The sequence below is a fragment of the Bradyrhizobium sp. CCBAU 051011 genome (genome assembly GCF_009930815.1).
In the GTDB taxonomy this organism is placed as follows: domain Bacteria; phylum Pseudomonadota; class Alphaproteobacteria; order Rhizobiales; family Xanthobacteraceae; genus Bradyrhizobium.
Map to the genome: position 1 here is coordinate 6,309,171 of NZ_CP022222.1, position 16,563 is coordinate 6,325,733.

The window sequence follows — 16,563 nt, forward strand, 5'->3', positions numbered from 1 at the left end:
CATTCCGGGATGGTCCGAAGGACCAGACCCGGAATCTCGAGATTCCGGGTTCGCTTCGCGCCCCGGAATGACGGTGCGTTTGAGGCAACGCCACTCTCCACCGTCATTGCGAGCGCAGCGAAGCAATCCATTTCACAGCTTGCGGAGGCGTGGATTGCTTCGCTACGCTCGCAATGACGAACCAACAAGAACCGGAGGAACCAACCATGTCCCAAGGCAAACGCATCGTTCTGGCATCCCGCCCCGTCGGCGAGCCCAAACCCTCCGACTTCCGTCTCGAAGATTGCCCGGTTCCGACACCCGGCGCCGGCGAAGTTCTCCTCCGCACGATCTGGCTGTCGCTCGATCCCTACATGCGCGGGCGCATGAGCGACGGGCCGTCCTACGCGCAGCCGGTGCCGATCAACGGCGTGATGGAAGGCGGCACTGTCAGCGAGGTGATCGCATCCAACAATCCCGCCTTCGCCAAGGGCGACATCGTGCTGTCGCGCGCCGGCTGGCAGACGCATGCGATCTCCGATGGCAAGGGTCTTGCGAAGATCGATCCCAAGATCGCACCGATCTCGACCGCGGTCGGCGTGCTCGGCATGCCCGGCATGACCGCCTATACGGGCCTGCTTGACATCGGCAAGCCACAGGCGGGCGAGACCGTCGTGGTCGCGGCCGCTTCGGGCGCAGTCGGCTCGGCGGTTGGGCAGATCGCGCGCATCAAGGGCGCCCGCGCGGTCGGGATTGCCGGCGGCAAGGACAAGTGCGCTTACGTCAAGAACGAGCTCGGCTTCGACGATTGCCTCGATCATCGCGATCCAGATCTTGCCGCGAAACTGAAAGACGCCTGCCCGAAGGGCATCGACGTCTATTTCGAGAATGTCGGCGGCGCGGTGTTCGAGGCGGTGTTCCCGCTGCTCAATGCCTTTGCGCGCATTCCCGTGTGCGGCCTGATCGCGCATTACAACGATACGCAGGCGGTGGCGCCGAAATGGGCGCCGGCGATGATGCGCAACGTATTGACCAAGCGGCTGACCATCCGCGGCTTCATCGTCAGCGATTTCGCCGCCCGTCACGCCGACTTCCTGCGCGACATGTCGGGGTGGGTGCGCGAGGGCAAGGTCAAGCACAAGGAGTTCGTCACCGAAGGCCTCGACAGCGCGCCGGCCGCATTCATGGGCCTTCTGAAGGGCGCCAATTTCGGCAAGCAACTCGTGCGCGTTGGCCCCGACAAGGCGTGAAGTGAACTGCGGTGGCCGTGGGGAACACGTAAAATGAACCTCACGGTCACTTGAGGCAAATGTCGGAACGTCGTTACCTGAGCATCGTTTGGCTTTGACATCCAATGGAGATGCCAAATGATGAACTGCAAGAAACTATCGCTCGGCCTGTTTGCCGCCACGATGCTGGCCACTCCGGTGATGGCTCAAGAGGTCTATCAGGAACCGGGCATGATCGGGTTTAACTACCCGTACTCCAGCTATTCCACTGGAGGATACGGTGTAAGAGCCGCGCCCGGACCAGGCTACTATTACGGCAACCGGTTTCAGCCGGCCCCGCGCGTAGGCGCGTTTGCGACGGCGCCTTGGGACGATAGTCCTACACTTCCTATGGCCTCGTGGAGCGCCAGTGGTGATGCGCTCTAGGATTTCCTGCCAATCAGTGAATCCAGATCAACATCGGTCTGTCCCGGCGCTCTGACGTGGCGGACCTCAAGGGCGTCGGGCTGGAAACGATACTCCACCAGCCCGACTTCCTTCGTGCCGATGATGGGCTGAAGCCGGTCGGAAATGATGAAGCCGGCGGATGGCGACCAGACATGGCGCGTATGTCGATAGGTGAAATCGCGACGCTGATGAACATGGCCTGAGGCGACCAGCCTCAAATCGACTCCAGCGAACATCTCGATCAGGCTTCTGCGCCGGGGTTGCGGCACATAACGGATCGCCGTTTCCTCCGTCTCGGCATCATCAGGCGCATTCAGAAACAGCGGCTTGTGCAGAAACAGCGCGACCGGTCTGCCGTTCACGCGCCCGAGTTCTGAAGCGAGCCAACCGAACTGCTCGGCCTCGCTCTCGATCCCGGTGTTCATGATCAGCGAGTTCAATCCGATAAAGCTCCAGCCAGCCGCATCGAACCGCCAGCGGTCCTCGCCGATCGCGGATAGATATTTCTGCCGCTCCTGTTCGGTTGCCGGTTGCGTCGGCGCGGTACCGACCGCCGTCGGGTTGTCGCCAATATCGTGATTGCCGGGCAAATGACGGCAGGGGACCGGCAGCCCGTCATGCAGTTCCTTTGCGAATTTCAGATCGTCCGGGCTGGTTGGTCCGTCGAAGGCGAGGTCGCCGGTGTTGATCACGAGATCGGGCCGCATCGTGTCGATATGCTCGCTGACGCGATGAAAATTGTCGGTCAGGCTGGCGAAGCGGGCGGCGCGGGAAAGGTGGGTGTCGGAAATTTGCGTCAGGCGAAATTCGGTCATGCATTAGTCCTTTTGGCCCGATCATAGCTGAGCCCGAAGTCGGAACGATGACGCCACAACCTCAATCGTCGTACCCCGCGAAGGCGGGGTACCCAGTACGCCGCGGCTTCTCGATTTAATCGCTGGCGTCGCTGGAATACAGGATCAGCCGCATTCGCGGGATGACGGCGATTTGCGTGTTGCGTGGCGTAACTCACTTACCCCAGCGTCCGTCGCCAGAACGCCAGCATGTCCGCCTTGAACAGTTCGGCATCGCCATCGCGGCTGCCGATGCGGGCGCCCTTGCGGCCATATCCGGCCTTCAGCGCGTAAACCATCAGGTCGCGGTCGGTCAGCTTGCTGTCCGCGACGCCGTGCAGCGGATGGATGAAGGCGCCGTCATTGGCGATGTAGATCGTCGGCGCGGCGGGGGAGACGGAGGCGTCCGGAACGTTCTCGATGGCCGTGCCGCGGTCAAAACTGTGCTGGGCTCCGCCGATCAGCCGCATCGTCGCCTTGCCGCCGGAGAGGCGGATCGCCTGGCAGTGGCCCTGCACCTGCATCGGCGAGCACCATTCATCGGCATCGCCCATGATGACGCGGATCTCGGTCTCGTCGACGGATGGATCGAGGAATTGGTGCCCGCTCCAGGGATAAGCGGCGAGCACGCTGCGAAAACCCGCGCCGGCGCCGACCACCGCATCGGCAAAGCGGCGCGTCGCCGCCGTCAGCACGGCCGAGCCGCCGCGGCTGTGGCCCTGCGCGCCGATTCGCGATGTATCGATTTCGGGATGGCTTGCGAGCACTTTCCAGGCTGCGAGCACGTCATAGGCGCTGGCGGCGAATGAGAACTGGGTCTGGTTGGCGACGGTGGACGTCACGTCGCGCGCGCCAAACCCGTCGAGCACAAATGCCGCAAAGCCGTCATTCGACACCGTTTCGGCATGCGCCAGATGCGAGGAAGCCACGCCGAGACTGCCCGGGACCACGATCACCAGCGGCCATTTTCCGTCCGCCTTCCGGCGATTCGTGGCCGGCAGGAATAGTTTGCCGTCAATCGAAAGCTTCGGCAGGTCGGAGGCGTTGCTGATGACATGGAAGTAATTCAGCGGATTGGCGGTGGGAATTTCGAAATTCTGGCCTTTGGCGCCGTTGGCGAAGACAATATCCTGATCGCGAAATCGCAAAGTTGGATTCCTCCCGCGGCCGCTCTTTTTCGGCGGCTGTCGGGGACATTGTAGACCAAGTTCTCGATATGTATCGGCTCTCGCTGGATTTATTTTTGGCTGACGAGCATGTCTGAACTAAACCGCAAAATGAGACATTTTGCGTCGCTTCTTCAGTTAGTCGCATAAAGGATGTAGGATGTGGCTTAACACCAACGAGACTCATAGAACTTGTCGTAAAACTGATCGGTCGAAGAAATCTATTTACAACGTTGAGAAGTGCTAGCTACAAATAGCAGTCGCTCGTTGAGTCTGCACATGGCAGTCTCGTGCACCCTTGGAGTTCTTGTGGTCGGGAATTCAGGCCTCTCGCTTAGTCCAGGATCGGGCGAAAGCGTATATGTGCAGCCGGCGAGAAAACGCTTGCTCGTAGCCAGTTGGCGGTGCGAAGCGCAGCACTGGACTTCTTTCATCGATGCTTTGAAGCTTTCCAAATCACTGTTCAGCTAAATTGTCTTCCGGTAAACGTTCCCGGATAAGGATGTTCGGGATTCGTGGCGACTCCAATCCAAGTCAAGCGGTTCGCTTGATCTGGTTTCATTTGTTTTTCCTGTCGCCTATCGCTGCGATCGCCTATGTAGCCAGTCATGAGCTCAAGGACGCGGGCCAAGATGCGGTGATCCGCGTCTTGTTCATACTTGCTGTTTCGCTGATTGTGAGCCTCTTTTGCGCAATTTCGCAGCCGATCCAGATCATCGACGAATCTTTAAATGACGAATGTGGGGCGCGCCAACCTGTGTCTTGCCGTCGTTGATGCGACCATCGTAGAGGACGCTAATGACTTGGCAGGTTGAGATCGGAAGCGGGCATCATGTGGTCAACGTTGACAATTCGAACTACGCTTCCAGGGCGGGATGGACTGCAGGACAGCTCCAGGACGAGAGCAGCGTGATAGGCCAACGGAATTAGGAGGAGGTCGAGCATGATAAGATTTGTCGACCGCTTGCCCTATGCTCTTGTTGTAGCGATTTGTGCAGCGGTCGCACCTCTGTTGGTTATGTTGCCCTTTGCTACCACGGAAGTCCGGCCGTTGGGCATGGGGCTAGTCCTTGGATTTTTCGCAGCGATCATCATCCTATGGAGCAAGAATCTTCGCTGGTCGGCGACCACGGGCGAAATGATGTCAGCGATACGCGCGGAAGGTGGGGCCGACAGCGGAGCAATCTCGTTATCGTTGCGAGAGAACCATGAAGTCGAGAATGGAAGTTATTGGACGCGCGCAGTTAGCTTCAGTGATTTCTATTTCCTAAACCGACCGCAAATCGTTCGAATGTGGATAGTCGATTGCCTCATCGGAATTTTAGGTTGGAGCGCGGCGCTTCTTCTTTTCAGCGAGCCAAATTTTGCGCTGACTGTGACATTAGCCGGCTTGCTGGCAGTGCATGTCGCTCGGATAGCTTGGCTCATGCGCCAACGCAATTTGATGCTGACACTCTACCAATCTACAGTAACAATTGTAGTTGGAGGAGCAGCGGGGGCAATAATTGTATTTCTCGCCTATTTTAGCGTCTTGGGTTACTCGAGCAATTGGTGGCCAGCATACCGCAACGTCAACCTCACGTTTGCGCTGCTTCCCTGTTTCCTCGTGTTTGTTGACGTCGCAATCGCTTCGATTTTGCGTAAGTTCCTGAGATAAGAAAAGGAAGGCCGTCATGTCAGTGCTTGAGCTTTTGGACACAATTACCGGCGCCTATAACGGACTTCCACATTGTGTAAAGCGCGCGTAGCCCGACGGGGCGCCTAGTTCGCCCCGTCAAAGCAAATATTCGCTGCGGTCTTGCCGTCCTTGTCCTTTAGCGCAATCCGGCAACGCAACCGCTCTAGCGCCTTGGCCCGCCGCATCGTCCTGCGGGCCGAAATTGCCGTCCCACCAATCCCGCGTCATCTGCATGTTAGCGGGCACACCGGTGCCGGGCGCCAAGGATCAGTCGCGCGATGGGTGGTGCGCGTGCCTCAAAGCACGCGATAGCGGATCGCGAAGGCGTCGTGGATTTCGGTCGTCACAGCGCCGCCGTTGGCGGGCACGATGCCGTCGGCCAGATGCCACGGCCCGAACTGCGGCTGATACGAGGGGCTTGCCGGCAGCCGCAGCCGGAATGTGCTTTGGACCTGGCCGGGCAGGTTCAGCACCATCATGCGCTCGGTGGTGCGGTAGTCGAGCGTCACCGTGCCGCGCAAGACGCTCCGGCCGTCAACCGTCGAGGCCAGCGCCTCCTGAACTTTGGCCAGTTTCTGGTTCCGGTCGGTCAGCAATTCGATCTGGATGTCGGCGGCGGTGGTCAGCGCCGCCTTCGGCAGGCGGATTTCAAATTCCACCGCGGGCTTTGCCGGATTGAGGCCGAGATAGGCCTGCGCCGCGTGCCTGATATCCGAGACCACGAAGGCGACCAGGACCAGCACCGCGGAAGCCGCAAGCCCGTGCTTGACCAGATCCTGGCGGCTGCGCTGCCCGCTGCGGAAATAAACCGACAGCACGATCGCGACCGCCAGCGCCGCGGCGATGCCGGCCAGCGCCGACATCACGATGCCGAGCCCGCCATCGGGGCCATCGCTGAACCCGACGGCGCGGAGCAGGGAGCTCACGGAATCACCGGGTAGCTCGACGGCGCGGCCGGCGCCGGTCAGGATCGGGGAGGTGATGTTCATCGCCAGCTCATGGGGAGGGCTTGAAAGGCGGGTTTGGGACCAGAACCTTCGGAATTCTCGATAGTTGGTCGCAGAGGCTCTGCTTGCGGTTCAAGCGAGCCCGATAAGTGGATTTGTCAGGCGAGGGACGTCTCGTTATTGCTTTAGGGCCTCAAGCAGGCTTCGGGGGAGATTCTCATGTCGGTTCAAATGGTTTTGCTGCCGGTCTTTGTCCTGATCGGGCTCACTTTCTTCCTGATGCTCTGGATGGTGACCGCCCGGACAAAGGCGGTGAAGGCGAGGGAAACCAGCCTGAAGGACATCGCGGCGGGGCAGCCGAAATATCCACCGCGCGTGGCCCAGATCGGCAATTGCTTCTCAAATCAGTTCGAAGTACCCCTCCTGTTCTACATCCTGATCGCGCTGGCGCTGCCGCTGCGCCGGGCCGATCTCTTCATTGTGCTGATGTCCTGGGTGTTCGTGGTGACGCGATTTGCCCATGCCGGCATTTTCATCACTTCCAACAACATCCAGCAGCGCAGCCTGGCGTGGTTCGCCGGCGCGCTGGTGTTGCTGGCGATGTGGATCTACTTCGCGCTGAAGCTCTTGCTTCTGATCTAGAAAGTTTTGAATGACCCCCGCTGCCCGGCTCTCCGCCGCCATCGAACTGATCGACACCATCGACACTGACCGCGTTCCCGCGGCCAAGGCGCTGAAGGAGTGGGGCACCGCGCACCGGTATGCCGGCTCGGGCGATCGCGCGGCGATCTCGGGCCTGATCTGGGACGTGCTGCGGCGACGGGCGTCGAGCGCCTGGCTGATGGATGCCGACACGTCGCGGGCGCGCGTGCTCGGCATGCTCAGGCTCGAGCGCGGCATGAACACCGATGCGATATCGGCGCTGTGCGACGGCGGACGTTTTGCGCCGGAACCGCTGAGCGAGGCCGAACGATCCGCACTCACTTCGCGCAGCCTCGACGGCGCGCCGCCGCACGTCGCCGGCGATTATCCGGAATGGCTGGATCCGCATCTGGCCACCGTGTTCGGCGACGACCGCGTGGCCGAAGCCACCGCGATGGCGAGCCGCGCGCCGCTCGATCTGCGCGTCAACACGCTGAAGGCCAAGCGCGAAAAAGTGCTCGCCTCGCTCAGTCATCTCGGAGCCACGCCGACGCCGTGGTCGCCGCTCGGCCTGCGCATCGAGCTCGGCGCCGATGCGCGCAATCCCGGCATCCACGCGGAAGAAGATTTCATCAAGGGCGCGATTGAAGTCCAGGACGAGGGCTCGCAGCTAGCCGCGCTGTTCTCGGCCGCAAAACCCGGCGAGCAGGTGATCGATCTCTGCGCCGGCGCCGGCGGCAAGACGCTGGCGCTGGCGGCGATGATGCAAGGCAAGGGCCGCCTGATCGCGACCGACCGCGACAAGCGCCAGCTCGCGCCGATCTACGAGCGGCTGTCGCGCGCCGGCGTCCACAACGCTGAAATCCGCGCGCCGAAGGGCGACGCTGATCCATTGGCCGACATCAAGGCGTCAGCCGATCTGATCCTGATCGACGCGCCCTGCACCGGCACCGGCACCTGGCGCCGCAACCCCGACGCCAAATGGCGCATGCGCCCCGGCGCGCTCGAAGTCCGCTTGAAGGAGCAGGCCGAAGTGCTTGATCGCGCGAGCGCGATGGTGAAGCCCGGCGGCCGCATCGCCTATGTCACCTGCTCGGTACTGCCGGCGGAAAATGGCGAGCAGATCCGCGGCTTCGTGTCGCGACATCCGGAGTTTTCGGTTCAGCCATTGAACGAGACGGCAAGCGTGCTGTGGGACAGAGCGGAGGATTTTGAGAAGGCCGCGCTACAGTCTCCCGAAGGATGGCTGATGACGCCGCGCCGCACGGGCACGGACGGCTTTTTCGTCTCGGTGCTGAAGAAGCGATGATCGCGTAGGGTGGGCAGAGCGAAGCGTGCCCACCATCTATCCGCGACCGTTGTCTTGAATGGTGGGCACGCTTCGCTCTGCCCACCCTACAAAACCTCAATCCACAATGAACAGCTTCGCGCCCGTCTTCGTCGACGAGCGGTGCGCGGCGTCGCCGAAATCCGAGACCTGGTAGCTCATGCCCGCGCGAAGCTTGAACGTCCGCCCGTCGCGCAATTCGGTATCGAGTTCGCCCTCCAGCACGTAGAGCACGTGGCCGCGGTCGCACCAGTGATCGGCGAGATAGCCTGGCGAATACTCGACCATCCGCACGCGGAGATCGCCGATGTCGAGTGTGCGCCAGCGTGCTTCACCTGAAACGCCCGCGTGTGTCGTCGCGGCGATCTGGCTCCAGTCGGTGACGGTGAAGGGCAGGGTGGGGATTTTCATGCGGGATGATCCTGCGGGTCGCTTTCGCTTCTCGCAACGACGGTTGTGGCTGACTAATGCGCCGGGTGATTGGCGCAAATTAGGTCAATAATACTTACCTAATACCATCTTGTCCATGCCCGAGAAAGAATGTGGGTCAGCCCTTTGCCGCGGTTGCGAGGCCGCGCCCCGTCGCGTAATTCCTGTCCATGACAGCAGCACAGAAAGCCCGCGAGTCGACGCCCTCGGTGGCCTCGGCGCATGACAAGATTCTGATTGTCGACTTCGGCAGTCAGGTGACGCAACTGATCGCGCGCCGGGTGCGCGAGGAGGGCGTCTATTCCGAAATCGTGCCGTTCCAGAAGGCGGAAGCCGCCTTCGACGAGATGAAGCCGAAGGCGGTGATCCTCTCCGGCGGCCCGGAATCGGTGCATGAAAAAGGCTCGCCCCGCGCGCCACAAAAAATCTTCGATTCCGGCGTGCCCGTGCTCGGCATCTGCTACGGCCAGATGACCATGGCCGCCCAGCTCGGCGGCGAGGTCGAGGGCGGCCATCATCGCGAATTCGGCCGCGCCGATGTCGAGGTGAAGGCGGCAAGCGCGCTGTTCGAATCCACCTGGGGCAAGGGCGAGAAGCATCCGGTGTGGATGAGCCATGGCGACCGCATCACCAAGATGCCGCCGGGCTTCACGGTGGCCGGCGTCTCGCCGAACGCGCCGTTCGCGGTAATTCAGGACGAGAAGCGCAAATATTACGGGCTGATGTTCCACCCCGAAGTGGTGCACACGCCCGACGGCGCCAAGCTGATCCGCAATTTCGTCCGCAAGGTCGCAGGGCTGACCGGCGACTGGACCATGCGCGCCTTTCGCGAGGAAGCGATCGAGAAGATCCGCGCGCAGGTCGGCAAGGGCAGGGTGATCTGCGGCCTATCAGGCGGCGTCGATTCCGCGGTCGCCGCGGTGTTGATCCACGAAGCGATCGGCGACCAGCTCACCTGCGTGTTCGTCGATCACGGCATGCTGCGGCTCGATGAAGCCAAGACCGTCGTCGATTTGTTCCGGCATCACTACAACATTCCGCTGGTGCACGTTGATGCATCAAAGCAATTCCTCGGCGAGCTCGCAGGCGTCACCGACCCCGAAGTGAAGCGCAAGACCATCGGCCGCCTGTTCATCGACGTGTTCGATGCCGAAGCGAAGAAGCTCGGCGGCGCGGATTTCCTCGCGCAAGGTACGCTCTACCCTGATGTGATCGAGAGCGTCTCCTTCACCGGCGGCCCGTCGGTGACCATCAAGTCGCACCACAATGTCGGCGGTCTCCCCGAGCGCATGAACATGAAGCTGGTCGAGCCCTTGCGCGAACTGTTCAAGGACGAGGTCCGCGTGTTGGGCCGCGAACTCGGCCTGCCCGAAATTTTTGTGGGCCGCCACCCGTTCCCGGGCCCCGGCCTCGCCATCCGCTGCCCCGGCGACATCACCAAGGAAAAGCTCGACATCCTTCGCAATGCGGATGCGGTCTATATCGACCAGATCCGCAAGGCGGGATTGTACGACCAGATCTGGCAGGCTTTTGCCGTGCTGCTGCCGGTGAAGACGGTGGGCGTGATGGGCGACGGCAGGACTTATGAATACGTCGTTGGCCTGCGCGCCGTGACCTCCACCGACGGCATGACCGCGGACTTCTATTCCTTCGACATGAAATTCCTCGGCGAGACCGCAACGCGCATCATCAACGAGGTGAAGGGTGTGAACCGCGTGGTGTATGACGTGACGTCAAAGCCGCCGGGGACGATTGAGTGGGAGTGAGGGGGAGTACCGTGGAGTAGTATCGGATAGCAGAGGACACTCGAGCGAATCCTAGGCCATCGATAGCAGTCGATAGATTCTAAGCGACCCGCAGATCTGCCGCTCTGTCGGGCGTCTCCCCGCTCTTCGAACGGCGCCCATACGCCGTCAGGCCCACCCCAACCTTCGCGACTTTGTGGCCTTCAAATATTCGGTCGCGCGCTGCTCGAAGAAGTTAGCGCGCGCGACCAGTTTCTCGGCGTCGATCACACGGTCGTAGATCGATTACTGCTCCTTCTTGAACAAATCCTGGAAGATGAGCTGGCCCCAAGTGCGGCCGCGTGCGTGCACCAGCGCGCCGCCCTCGTTGAGCTTTCCCAACTTGACGGGTGCGAACCCGAGTTGTTTGGCCAAGGCCGCCACGGGAGCGGTCGCATCCTCGTCGTCGCTCGACAGAAAGACCACCCGGTGGCCGCCCTCGACGATCGGATCGGCAGCCAGGGTGGCCGCAATCAGGTGATTGAAACCTTTCACGAGCTTGGCGCCGGTGAACGCCTTCGCGACGAAGGCGGAGGACGGGAGACCGTCCAGCTCTTCAAGGGGAACTAACGCGTTCATCGCATCGATGACCGTCTTGCCTTTCCAGCTCGGCAGGGCCTTCGCAACCTCGCGATGCTCCCCGAACGGGACCGCCAAGATGATTGTGTCGGCCTCGAGTGCATCCCGCAGCGACTTGGCAACGACCGTGGGTCCAATCGCCCGAGCCTGCGGCGCCAACGCCTCGGGCGGCCGGCGGCTCGCGACGGCCACCTTGATGTTCTTACGGGCGAAGGCTCGGGCGAGAGCCTGGCCTACCGCACCGAATCCTACAATCGCATAGCTCATAATACTTCTCCGATCCGTGTTGATATTGATTCCTCGGCCTTCAACGGCGCTGGGTTATCCGTTTCGCTGCATGGCGACCTTCGCGAGATATTCGGACCGCCACCGCAGCGATGCGCGTCATCGGTTCGAATTCCTGAATTGACGCGTAGACGTCCTGCCGTGAACGACTCCCGCGCGGCCGGACGGTCAGCCACTTCCGGCGATCGGGCGCGATTTCAGATGGCCGAGAAGCCGCCGTCGACAGACAACTCCACCCCATTCACGAAGCTTGAATCGTCTGAAGCAAGAAACAGCGCGACCGCCGCAATTTCCTCAGGACGACCCATCTTTCCCCGCGGGATCAGAGATTCGAACATCCGCTTCGCCTCCTCTGTGAGAACTTGGTCCTGCATCGGTGTGGCGATCGGCCCCGGGCTCAGCACGTTCACCCGGATATTCCTGCCCTTCAGTTCGTTGAGCCAAGTGCGTGCGAATGAGCGCAACGCCGCCTTGCTCGCCGAATACACGCCGTAACCAGGAAAACCTTTCACCGAAGCAACTGACCCGGTCATGAAGATCGATCCGCCATCGTTGAACAGCGGCAAGGCTTTCTGAACCGTAAACAGCGTGCCGCGCGTATTCAGGCCGAAGGCAGCATCGAAATGCTGCTCGGTAATTTCGCCCAGTGGGACGGCTTCGCCCATGCCGGCGCTCGCGTACAGGACGTCGATCCTGCCCTTTTCCCGCTTGACCGTGTCGAACAGACGGTCGAGGTCGTCGAGATTGGCCGCGTCGCCGCGCGCGCCGGTCACGTTCCGGCCAATCAGCTTGACCGCCTCGTCGAGCGCCTCCTGCCTTCGGCCCGTGATGAAAACATAGGCGCCTTCTTCAGCGAACCGCCTGGCGCTCGCCAGCGCCATACCGCTCGATCCACCCGTGATGACTGCAACCTTACCCTCAAGCTTTCCCATGACTTTTCCTTTCAGACTCCGTCTTTGGTCGTTCGGGGAGGTCCCCGAGAGCCTCGAGATAGATCTGCCGGCGTCAGGCGTTCAGTGCGGAAGCGCGCACATGGGTGGTGCGAAATCGATCCGGCTGAGCGGCTGACGCCAGCCGCGACGATCGGTGTCCGCCGTTCGGAATTGCGCCGTGCTTGTCGGCGTAGTCAGTGATCACCTGCCCGTGCTACCCAGCATTGGAGAGGATGTTCGATGGTGTTGGACTGGAGCTTTCGAAGGCAAACCCGGCGGTGCCGGATTGCACCATGATCGACTGGGATGACGTTCGCTACTTTCTTGCCGTCGCGCGTGGAGGCTCGGTGCGGGCTGCCGCCGAGCGCCTCGGTGTGAACCACTCGACCGTGCTGCGACGCATCGCCCAGCTCGAGGAACGCCTCGGGGTGCACATGTTCGAAAAGCTGCCTTCGGGCTACCGCCTGACGGCTGCGGGCGAGGAGGTCCTCGAGTTCGCGGACCAGATGGAAGCGTCGTCGCACCTGCTGGAGACGCGCGTCTTCGGGCGCGATCAGAGCGTGCGCGGGCTTCTGCGGGTGACGCTGGCGCCGCCCCTCGCGACACACCTGCTCATGCCGGACTTCGCCGATTTCGCGCGTCTGCATCCGGACATCGAGATGGAAATCTTGTCGTCCGGCGAGCTCGCCAATCTGACCAACCGAGAGGCCGACGTGGCGATCCGCGTCGTCTACGACCGCAAAACCCTGCCGCTCAATCTTCACGGCCTGAAGGGACCGGAGCTGTTCGGCGGCGTCTACATGTCCCGCGATCGACTAGCCGCGTGGCGTGCGGGCGCGCCTGATCCCATCCGGTGGATCGTCATAAGCATTCATGGAATTCCGGATTGGGCCAGCGAGGGTGAGGTTCGCACCATGGGGGGTCCGTTCAGGACCACGGACGCCGAGGCGCAACTCGTTGCGGTACAGCAAGGGCTTGGGATCACGACACTGCCGTGCTTCGTCGGAGATGCCGACCCCCTGCTGGTGAGGGTGCCGGGCACCGACCTGCACATGTACGGAACGCTCTGGCTTCTCACCCAGGGGGAGACACGCAAGACGAAGCGCGTGCGGCTCTTCACTGAGTTCGTATCCCGCAGGCTCGCCGCGTACGCTCCGCTTCTCGCGGGGCTGTCCATATCGCGCGACTGACGCGCGGCAAGTGGCCGGCGACGCTTGCCATAATCCGGTCGGAAGCCGAGCTGCGATCGCTTGAAGCGGCGTCGTTCAATCCGCGAATGTTGCGCCGTATCGCAACCCGGCGCGAGGGCCACACTACTGACGGCGACGGACTTCACCATCGCTGACGGTCTTTTTTTGCAAGCTGGAGACCTCGCTTTTGCGGAGAACTCCGAGGAAAATCGACCAATCGATATCGATAGTCTTTGAAACCGAGCAAATCGCGGATCGCCGAAATTCTCCTTTGAATGCAAGAGCGAGAATTTATGACGGATCCAGGATACGGTTCTTCGTCGTCAGCGGAAGATTTGCCTCGATGGACCAATGCCTTATGATGCTTCAGAACAATCGAGTGGGAGTAGGGGGGTATCGGAGGCAATAGCGTAGGTTCGGTGGCGATTTTTCGCTGCCACGTAGCCCGGCAGTAGTTGTGCCAGCCTATTTCGAATACGGCCGCTTGGCAGTGACGCTATGCCTTTTCGGGAATGCGAGCGATCACCTTGATTTCGAAATCAAAACCAGCAAGCCAGTTTACGCCGATCGCCGTCCAGTTGGGGTAGGGCGGAGCGTCGAAGATCTGGTTCTTGATGGCCATAATGGTCTCGAACTGGTTTTGGGGATCTGTGTGAAATGTGGTCACATCGACGATATCGTCGAAGGAGCAGCCGCCTGCTTCCAGCGTTGCCCGCAGGTTGTCAAAGGCCAATACCACTTGGCGTCGGAAATCAGGTTCGGGGGTTCCATCGGAACGGCTGCCGACCTGCCCGGAGACAAAGAGAAGCTCGCCGGAACGGATCGCAGCGGAATAGCCATGTGCCTCGTAGAGCGCATGCCTGCCGGTCGGAAAAATCGCTTCGCGCTGGGCCATCTTGTAATTCCTTTTCATTGTTTGGTTGCGCGAGCCGTGGACCGAAACATCGAGCATCCACACGCGCTGCGTCGTTTGACATACGTGGCGTATGTGAGATAGAGACATACGCGGCGTATGTCAACTCATATACGTCGCGTATGTGGATGCGGGCAACGATGATGGCGAAGCGGCGCGCCGAGATGATGGAAGAGAACCGTGCGAAGCTGATCGCGGCCGCACGAAAGGCCTTCGCCGAAAAGGGATATTCTGCCGCCTCTATGGATGAGTTGACCGCCGAAGTGGGGCTGACGCGAGGGGCGCTTTACCACAACTTCGGGGACAAGCGCGGGCTGCTGGCTGCTGCAGTTCACCAGATCGACGCGGAGATGGCTGCGCGGGCGCGCGAGATGGGCGCCCAAGCGGGGGACGATTGGGACGGTCTGCTGGCTGAGGGGGCGGCCTATATCGAGATGGCGCTCGATCCTGAAGTCCGGCGTATTGTATTGCTCGACGGGCCGGCGGTCCTCGGAGATCCATCACACTGGCCGAGTCAAAACAGTTGCTTGCAGGCGACAAAGGAGACCGTGGAGCGGCTGATCGCACAAGGAATTCTGAAGTCAGTGGACACAGAGGCCGCAGCGCGGCTTTTGAATGGAGCCGCTCTCAATGCTGCCCTCTGGGTTGCAGCGAGCGACGATCCGGAAGATGTTTTGCCAAAAGCCGTCGAGGCCTTTCGTTGCTTGGCCACAGGATTGCTTGCAAAGCCGGAGTGACTTCAGCTCGTAGGGTGGATTAGCCGGAGGCGTAATCCACCGCATCCTTTCGTTCAGTTATGCTCGCGATGGCGGGTTACGCTATCGCTAATCCGTCCCACATGCTGAGTCCGCAACCGCTTGCGGCGACGATCACCCCGGCACAAACGCGGGATGTGCGCCGCGTGACCCCATGGTACGACACCGGCATCGCCTCTCTGGAGTGATCCTCGATGTCCGCCGCGACCGCCACCAGCCAACATCCTGCAACCGCCGCCGAATCCGATCCGCAATCACTTGGCTGGATGCAGGGCTTTCCGCCGCCGCCGGACAAGACCATCACGTTCCAGAACGGTTCGTTCCGCAGCTTCCCCGGAGCAATATCCGCCAGTTGGTGCCGACAGTGAACGTCTGGCGCGGGGCAGGGCCTGCGTCGGTGTTGCCGCGCGAAGATCATGACATTGGCACATCCGCTTCGATCACCATGGACGGGCGGCCGATGACGTTTGCGCGTATGCTCGAGGAGACCTATGCCGACGGCATCGCCGTGCTGCACCGGGGCAAGCTGATTTATGAGCGCTATTTCGGCGCGCTGAAGCCGCACAAGCCGCATATTGCGATGTCGGTGACGAAATCGTTCACCGGCACGCTCGCCGGCATTCTGGTCGCGGAGGGGAAGATCGATCCGCAGGCGCCGATCACGGATTATGTGCCGGAGCTGAAGACCAGTGCGTTCGCTGATGCGCGCGTGCACGAGGCGATGGATATGACCACCGGCCTCGAATACACCGAGGTCTATACCGACAAGAACTCCGGCGTGTTTGGGCTGCGGCGGGCGAATGGCATGGCGCCGATCGAGCCGGGCTATGAGGGCGCAACCAACATTTTCGATTTCCTGTGTGCGCAGAAGAAGCAGGGTGAGCACGGCAAGGCCTTCGCGTACAAGACCGTCAATTCGGACGTGCTGGCCTGGATCTGCCGGCGGGCGAGCGGAATGACGCTGTCCGATCTCTTATCGGAGCGCATCTGGATTCCGATGGGCGCGGAAGAGGACGCGCATTATCACGTCGACCGCATCGGCACCGAAAGCGGCGGCGGCGGGCTTTCGACGACACTGCGCGATCTGGCCCGCTTCGGCGAAACGATCCGCAATCACGGCCGCTTCAACGGCCGCCAGATCGTGCCGTCTCAAGTCGTCGAGGACACCACGCGCGGCGGCGATCCCGCAAAATTCAAACCGGCCGGCTATACCACATTGCCCGGCGCGTCGTACCGGAACCAGTGGTGGGTGACACACAATGCGCACGGCGCCTATATGGCGCGCGGCGTTCACGGGCAGGGCATCTATATAGATCCGAAAGCCGAGATGGTGATCGTCCGCTATGCCTCGCATCCGGCCGCGGGCAACGCCGCCAACGACCCTGTGACGCTGCCGGCTTACATGGCGCTGGCAAAGGACCTGATGGCGGGAGGCTGACGCAGTTGGC

The 16,563-nt window shown here is 61.4% G+C and carries 16 protein-coding genes and 1 pseudogene; 10 read left to right on the forward strand and 7 right to left on the reverse strand.

Annotation, left to right across the window (positions count from 1 at the left end; translation table 11 throughout):
- Positions 1-206 precede the first annotated feature (206 nt).
- Both ACH79_RS29475 and ACH79_RS29480 read left to right on the forward strand, forming a co-directional pair.
- Positions 207-1,229 (forward strand): NADP-dependent oxidoreductase, encoded by a 1,023-nt coding sequence (locus ACH79_RS29475; protein WP_161854060.1) that lies wholly within the window; start codon positions 207-209, stop codon positions 1,227-1,229.
- Positions 1,230-1,346: 117 nt separating this feature from the next.
- Positions 1,347-1,634 carry a hypothetical protein gene (locus ACH79_RS29480; RefSeq protein ID WP_161854061.1) on the forward strand — a complete coding sequence of 96 codons (288 nt, stop codon included), beginning with the start codon at positions 1,347-1,349 and terminating at the stop codon, positions 1,632-1,634.
- On the opposite strand, the gene ACH79_RS29485 is transcribed toward ACH79_RS29480, so the two are convergent.
- Together ACH79_RS29485 and ACH79_RS29490 are read right to left on the reverse strand one after the other, a co-directional pair.
- The gene (locus tag ACH79_RS29485) at positions 1,631-2,470 is read right to left on the reverse strand and encodes a metallophosphoesterase (protein ID WP_161854062.1); all 840 of its coding nucleotides are present in this window, start codon (positions 2,468-2,470) and stop codon (positions 1,631-1,633) included. The two genes, ACH79_RS29480 and ACH79_RS29485, sit on opposite strands and share 4 nt — an antisense overlap.
- Positions 2,471-2,667: 197 nt before the next feature.
- Entirely contained in the window at positions 2,668-3,636 is a 969-nt protein-coding gene (locus ACH79_RS29490; protein WP_161854063.1) for a dienelactone hydrolase family protein, read from the reverse strand.
- Positions 3,637-4,156: 520 nt separating this feature from the next.
- Here ACH79_RS29490 and ACH79_RS29495 point away from each other — a divergent pair.
- Both ACH79_RS29495 and ACH79_RS29500 read left to right on the forward strand, forming a co-directional pair.
- Complete coding sequence (locus ACH79_RS29495; protein ID WP_161854064.1) at positions 4,157-4,429, forward strand: hypothetical protein; 273 nt, start codon at positions 4,157-4,159, stop codon at positions 4,427-4,429.
- Between the two features lie 168 nt (positions 4,430-4,597).
- The gene (locus ACH79_RS29500; protein ID WP_161854065.1) at positions 4,598-5,311 is read left to right on the forward strand and encodes a hypothetical protein; all 714 of its coding nucleotides are present in this window, start codon (positions 4,598-4,600) and stop codon (positions 5,309-5,311) included.
- 317 nt (positions 5,312-5,628) lie between these two features.
- Here ACH79_RS29500 and ACH79_RS29505 read toward each other — a convergent pair whose 3' ends face one another.
- A complete protein-coding gene (locus tag ACH79_RS29505) occupies positions 5,629-6,321 on the reverse strand; it encodes an acriflavin resistance protein (RefSeq protein ID WP_161854066.1) in 693 nt (230 codons plus the stop codon).
- A 177-nt stretch (positions 6,322-6,498) separates the two neighbouring features.
- On the opposite strand from ACH79_RS29505, the gene ACH79_RS29510 reads away from it, so the two are divergent.
- Together ACH79_RS29510 and ACH79_RS29515 are read left to right on the forward strand one after the other, a co-directional pair.
- The gene (locus ACH79_RS29510) at positions 6,499-6,921 is read left to right on the forward strand and encodes an MAPEG family protein (RefSeq protein ID WP_161854067.1); all 423 of its coding nucleotides are present in this window, start codon (positions 6,499-6,501) and stop codon (positions 6,919-6,921) included.
- Positions 6,922-6,931: 10 nt separating this feature from the next.
- On the forward strand, positions 6,932-8,230 hold the full coding sequence (locus ACH79_RS29515) for an RsmB/NOP family class I SAM-dependent RNA methyltransferase (RefSeq protein ID WP_161854068.1): 1,299 nt from the start codon (positions 6,932-6,934) through the stop codon (positions 8,228-8,230).
- Positions 8,231-8,326: 96 nt separating this feature from the next.
- On the opposite strand, the gene ACH79_RS29520 is transcribed toward ACH79_RS29515, so the two are convergent.
- Positions 8,327-8,659, reverse strand: coding sequence for a DHCW motif cupin fold protein (locus ACH79_RS29520; protein ID WP_161854069.1), 333 nt, complete (start codon positions 8,657-8,659; stop codon positions 8,327-8,329).
- Between the two features lie 188 nt (positions 8,660-8,847).
- Between ACH79_RS29520 and guaA the strand changes: the two genes are divergently transcribed.
- Positions 8,848-10,443 (forward strand): glutamine-hydrolyzing GMP synthase, encoded by a 1,596-nt coding sequence (guaA, locus tag ACH79_RS29525; protein WP_161854070.1) that lies wholly within the window; start codon positions 8,848-8,850, stop codon positions 10,441-10,443.
- Between the two features lie 264 nt (positions 10,444-10,707).
- On the opposite strand, the gene ACH79_RS29530 is transcribed toward guaA, so the two are convergent.
- Together ACH79_RS29530 and ACH79_RS29535 are read right to left on the reverse strand one after the other, a co-directional pair.
- Positions 10,708-11,307, reverse strand: coding sequence for an NADPH-dependent F420 reductase (locus ACH79_RS29530; RefSeq protein ID WP_161854071.1), 600 nt, complete (start codon positions 11,305-11,307; stop codon positions 10,708-10,710).
- Positions 11,308-11,522: 215 nt separating this feature from the next.
- Positions 11,523-12,257 carry an SDR family NAD(P)-dependent oxidoreductase gene (locus tag ACH79_RS29535; protein WP_161854072.1) on the reverse strand — a complete coding sequence of 245 codons (735 nt, stop codon included), beginning with the start codon at positions 12,255-12,257 and terminating at the stop codon, positions 11,523-11,525.
- 293 nt (positions 12,258-12,550) lie between these two features.
- On the opposite strand from ACH79_RS29535, the gene ACH79_RS29540 reads away from it, so the two are divergent.
- Entirely contained in the window at positions 12,551-13,447 is an 897-nt protein-coding gene (locus ACH79_RS29540; protein ID WP_161856639.1) for a LysR family transcriptional regulator, read from the forward strand.
- A 496-nt stretch (positions 13,448-13,943) separates the two neighbouring features.
- Here the strand turns inward: ACH79_RS29540 and ACH79_RS29545 are convergent, their stop codons facing one another.
- On the reverse strand, positions 13,944-14,342 hold the full coding sequence (locus ACH79_RS29545; RefSeq protein ID WP_161854073.1) for a RidA family protein: 399 nt from the start codon (positions 14,340-14,342) through the stop codon (positions 13,944-13,946).
- A 161-nt stretch (positions 14,343-14,503) separates the two neighbouring features.
- On the opposite strand from ACH79_RS29545, the gene ACH79_RS29550 reads away from it, so the two are divergent.
- Together ACH79_RS29550 and ACH79_RS29555 are read left to right on the forward strand one after the other, a co-directional pair.
- A complete protein-coding gene (locus tag ACH79_RS29550; protein WP_161856640.1) occupies positions 14,504-15,097 on the forward strand; it encodes a TetR/AcrR family transcriptional regulator in 594 nt (197 codons plus the stop codon).
- Between the two features lie 212 nt (positions 15,098-15,309).
- A pseudogene (locus tag ACH79_RS29555) lies at positions 15,310-16,553 on the forward strand (serine hydrolase domain-containing protein).
- Positions 16,554-16,563: the final 10 nt, after the last annotated feature.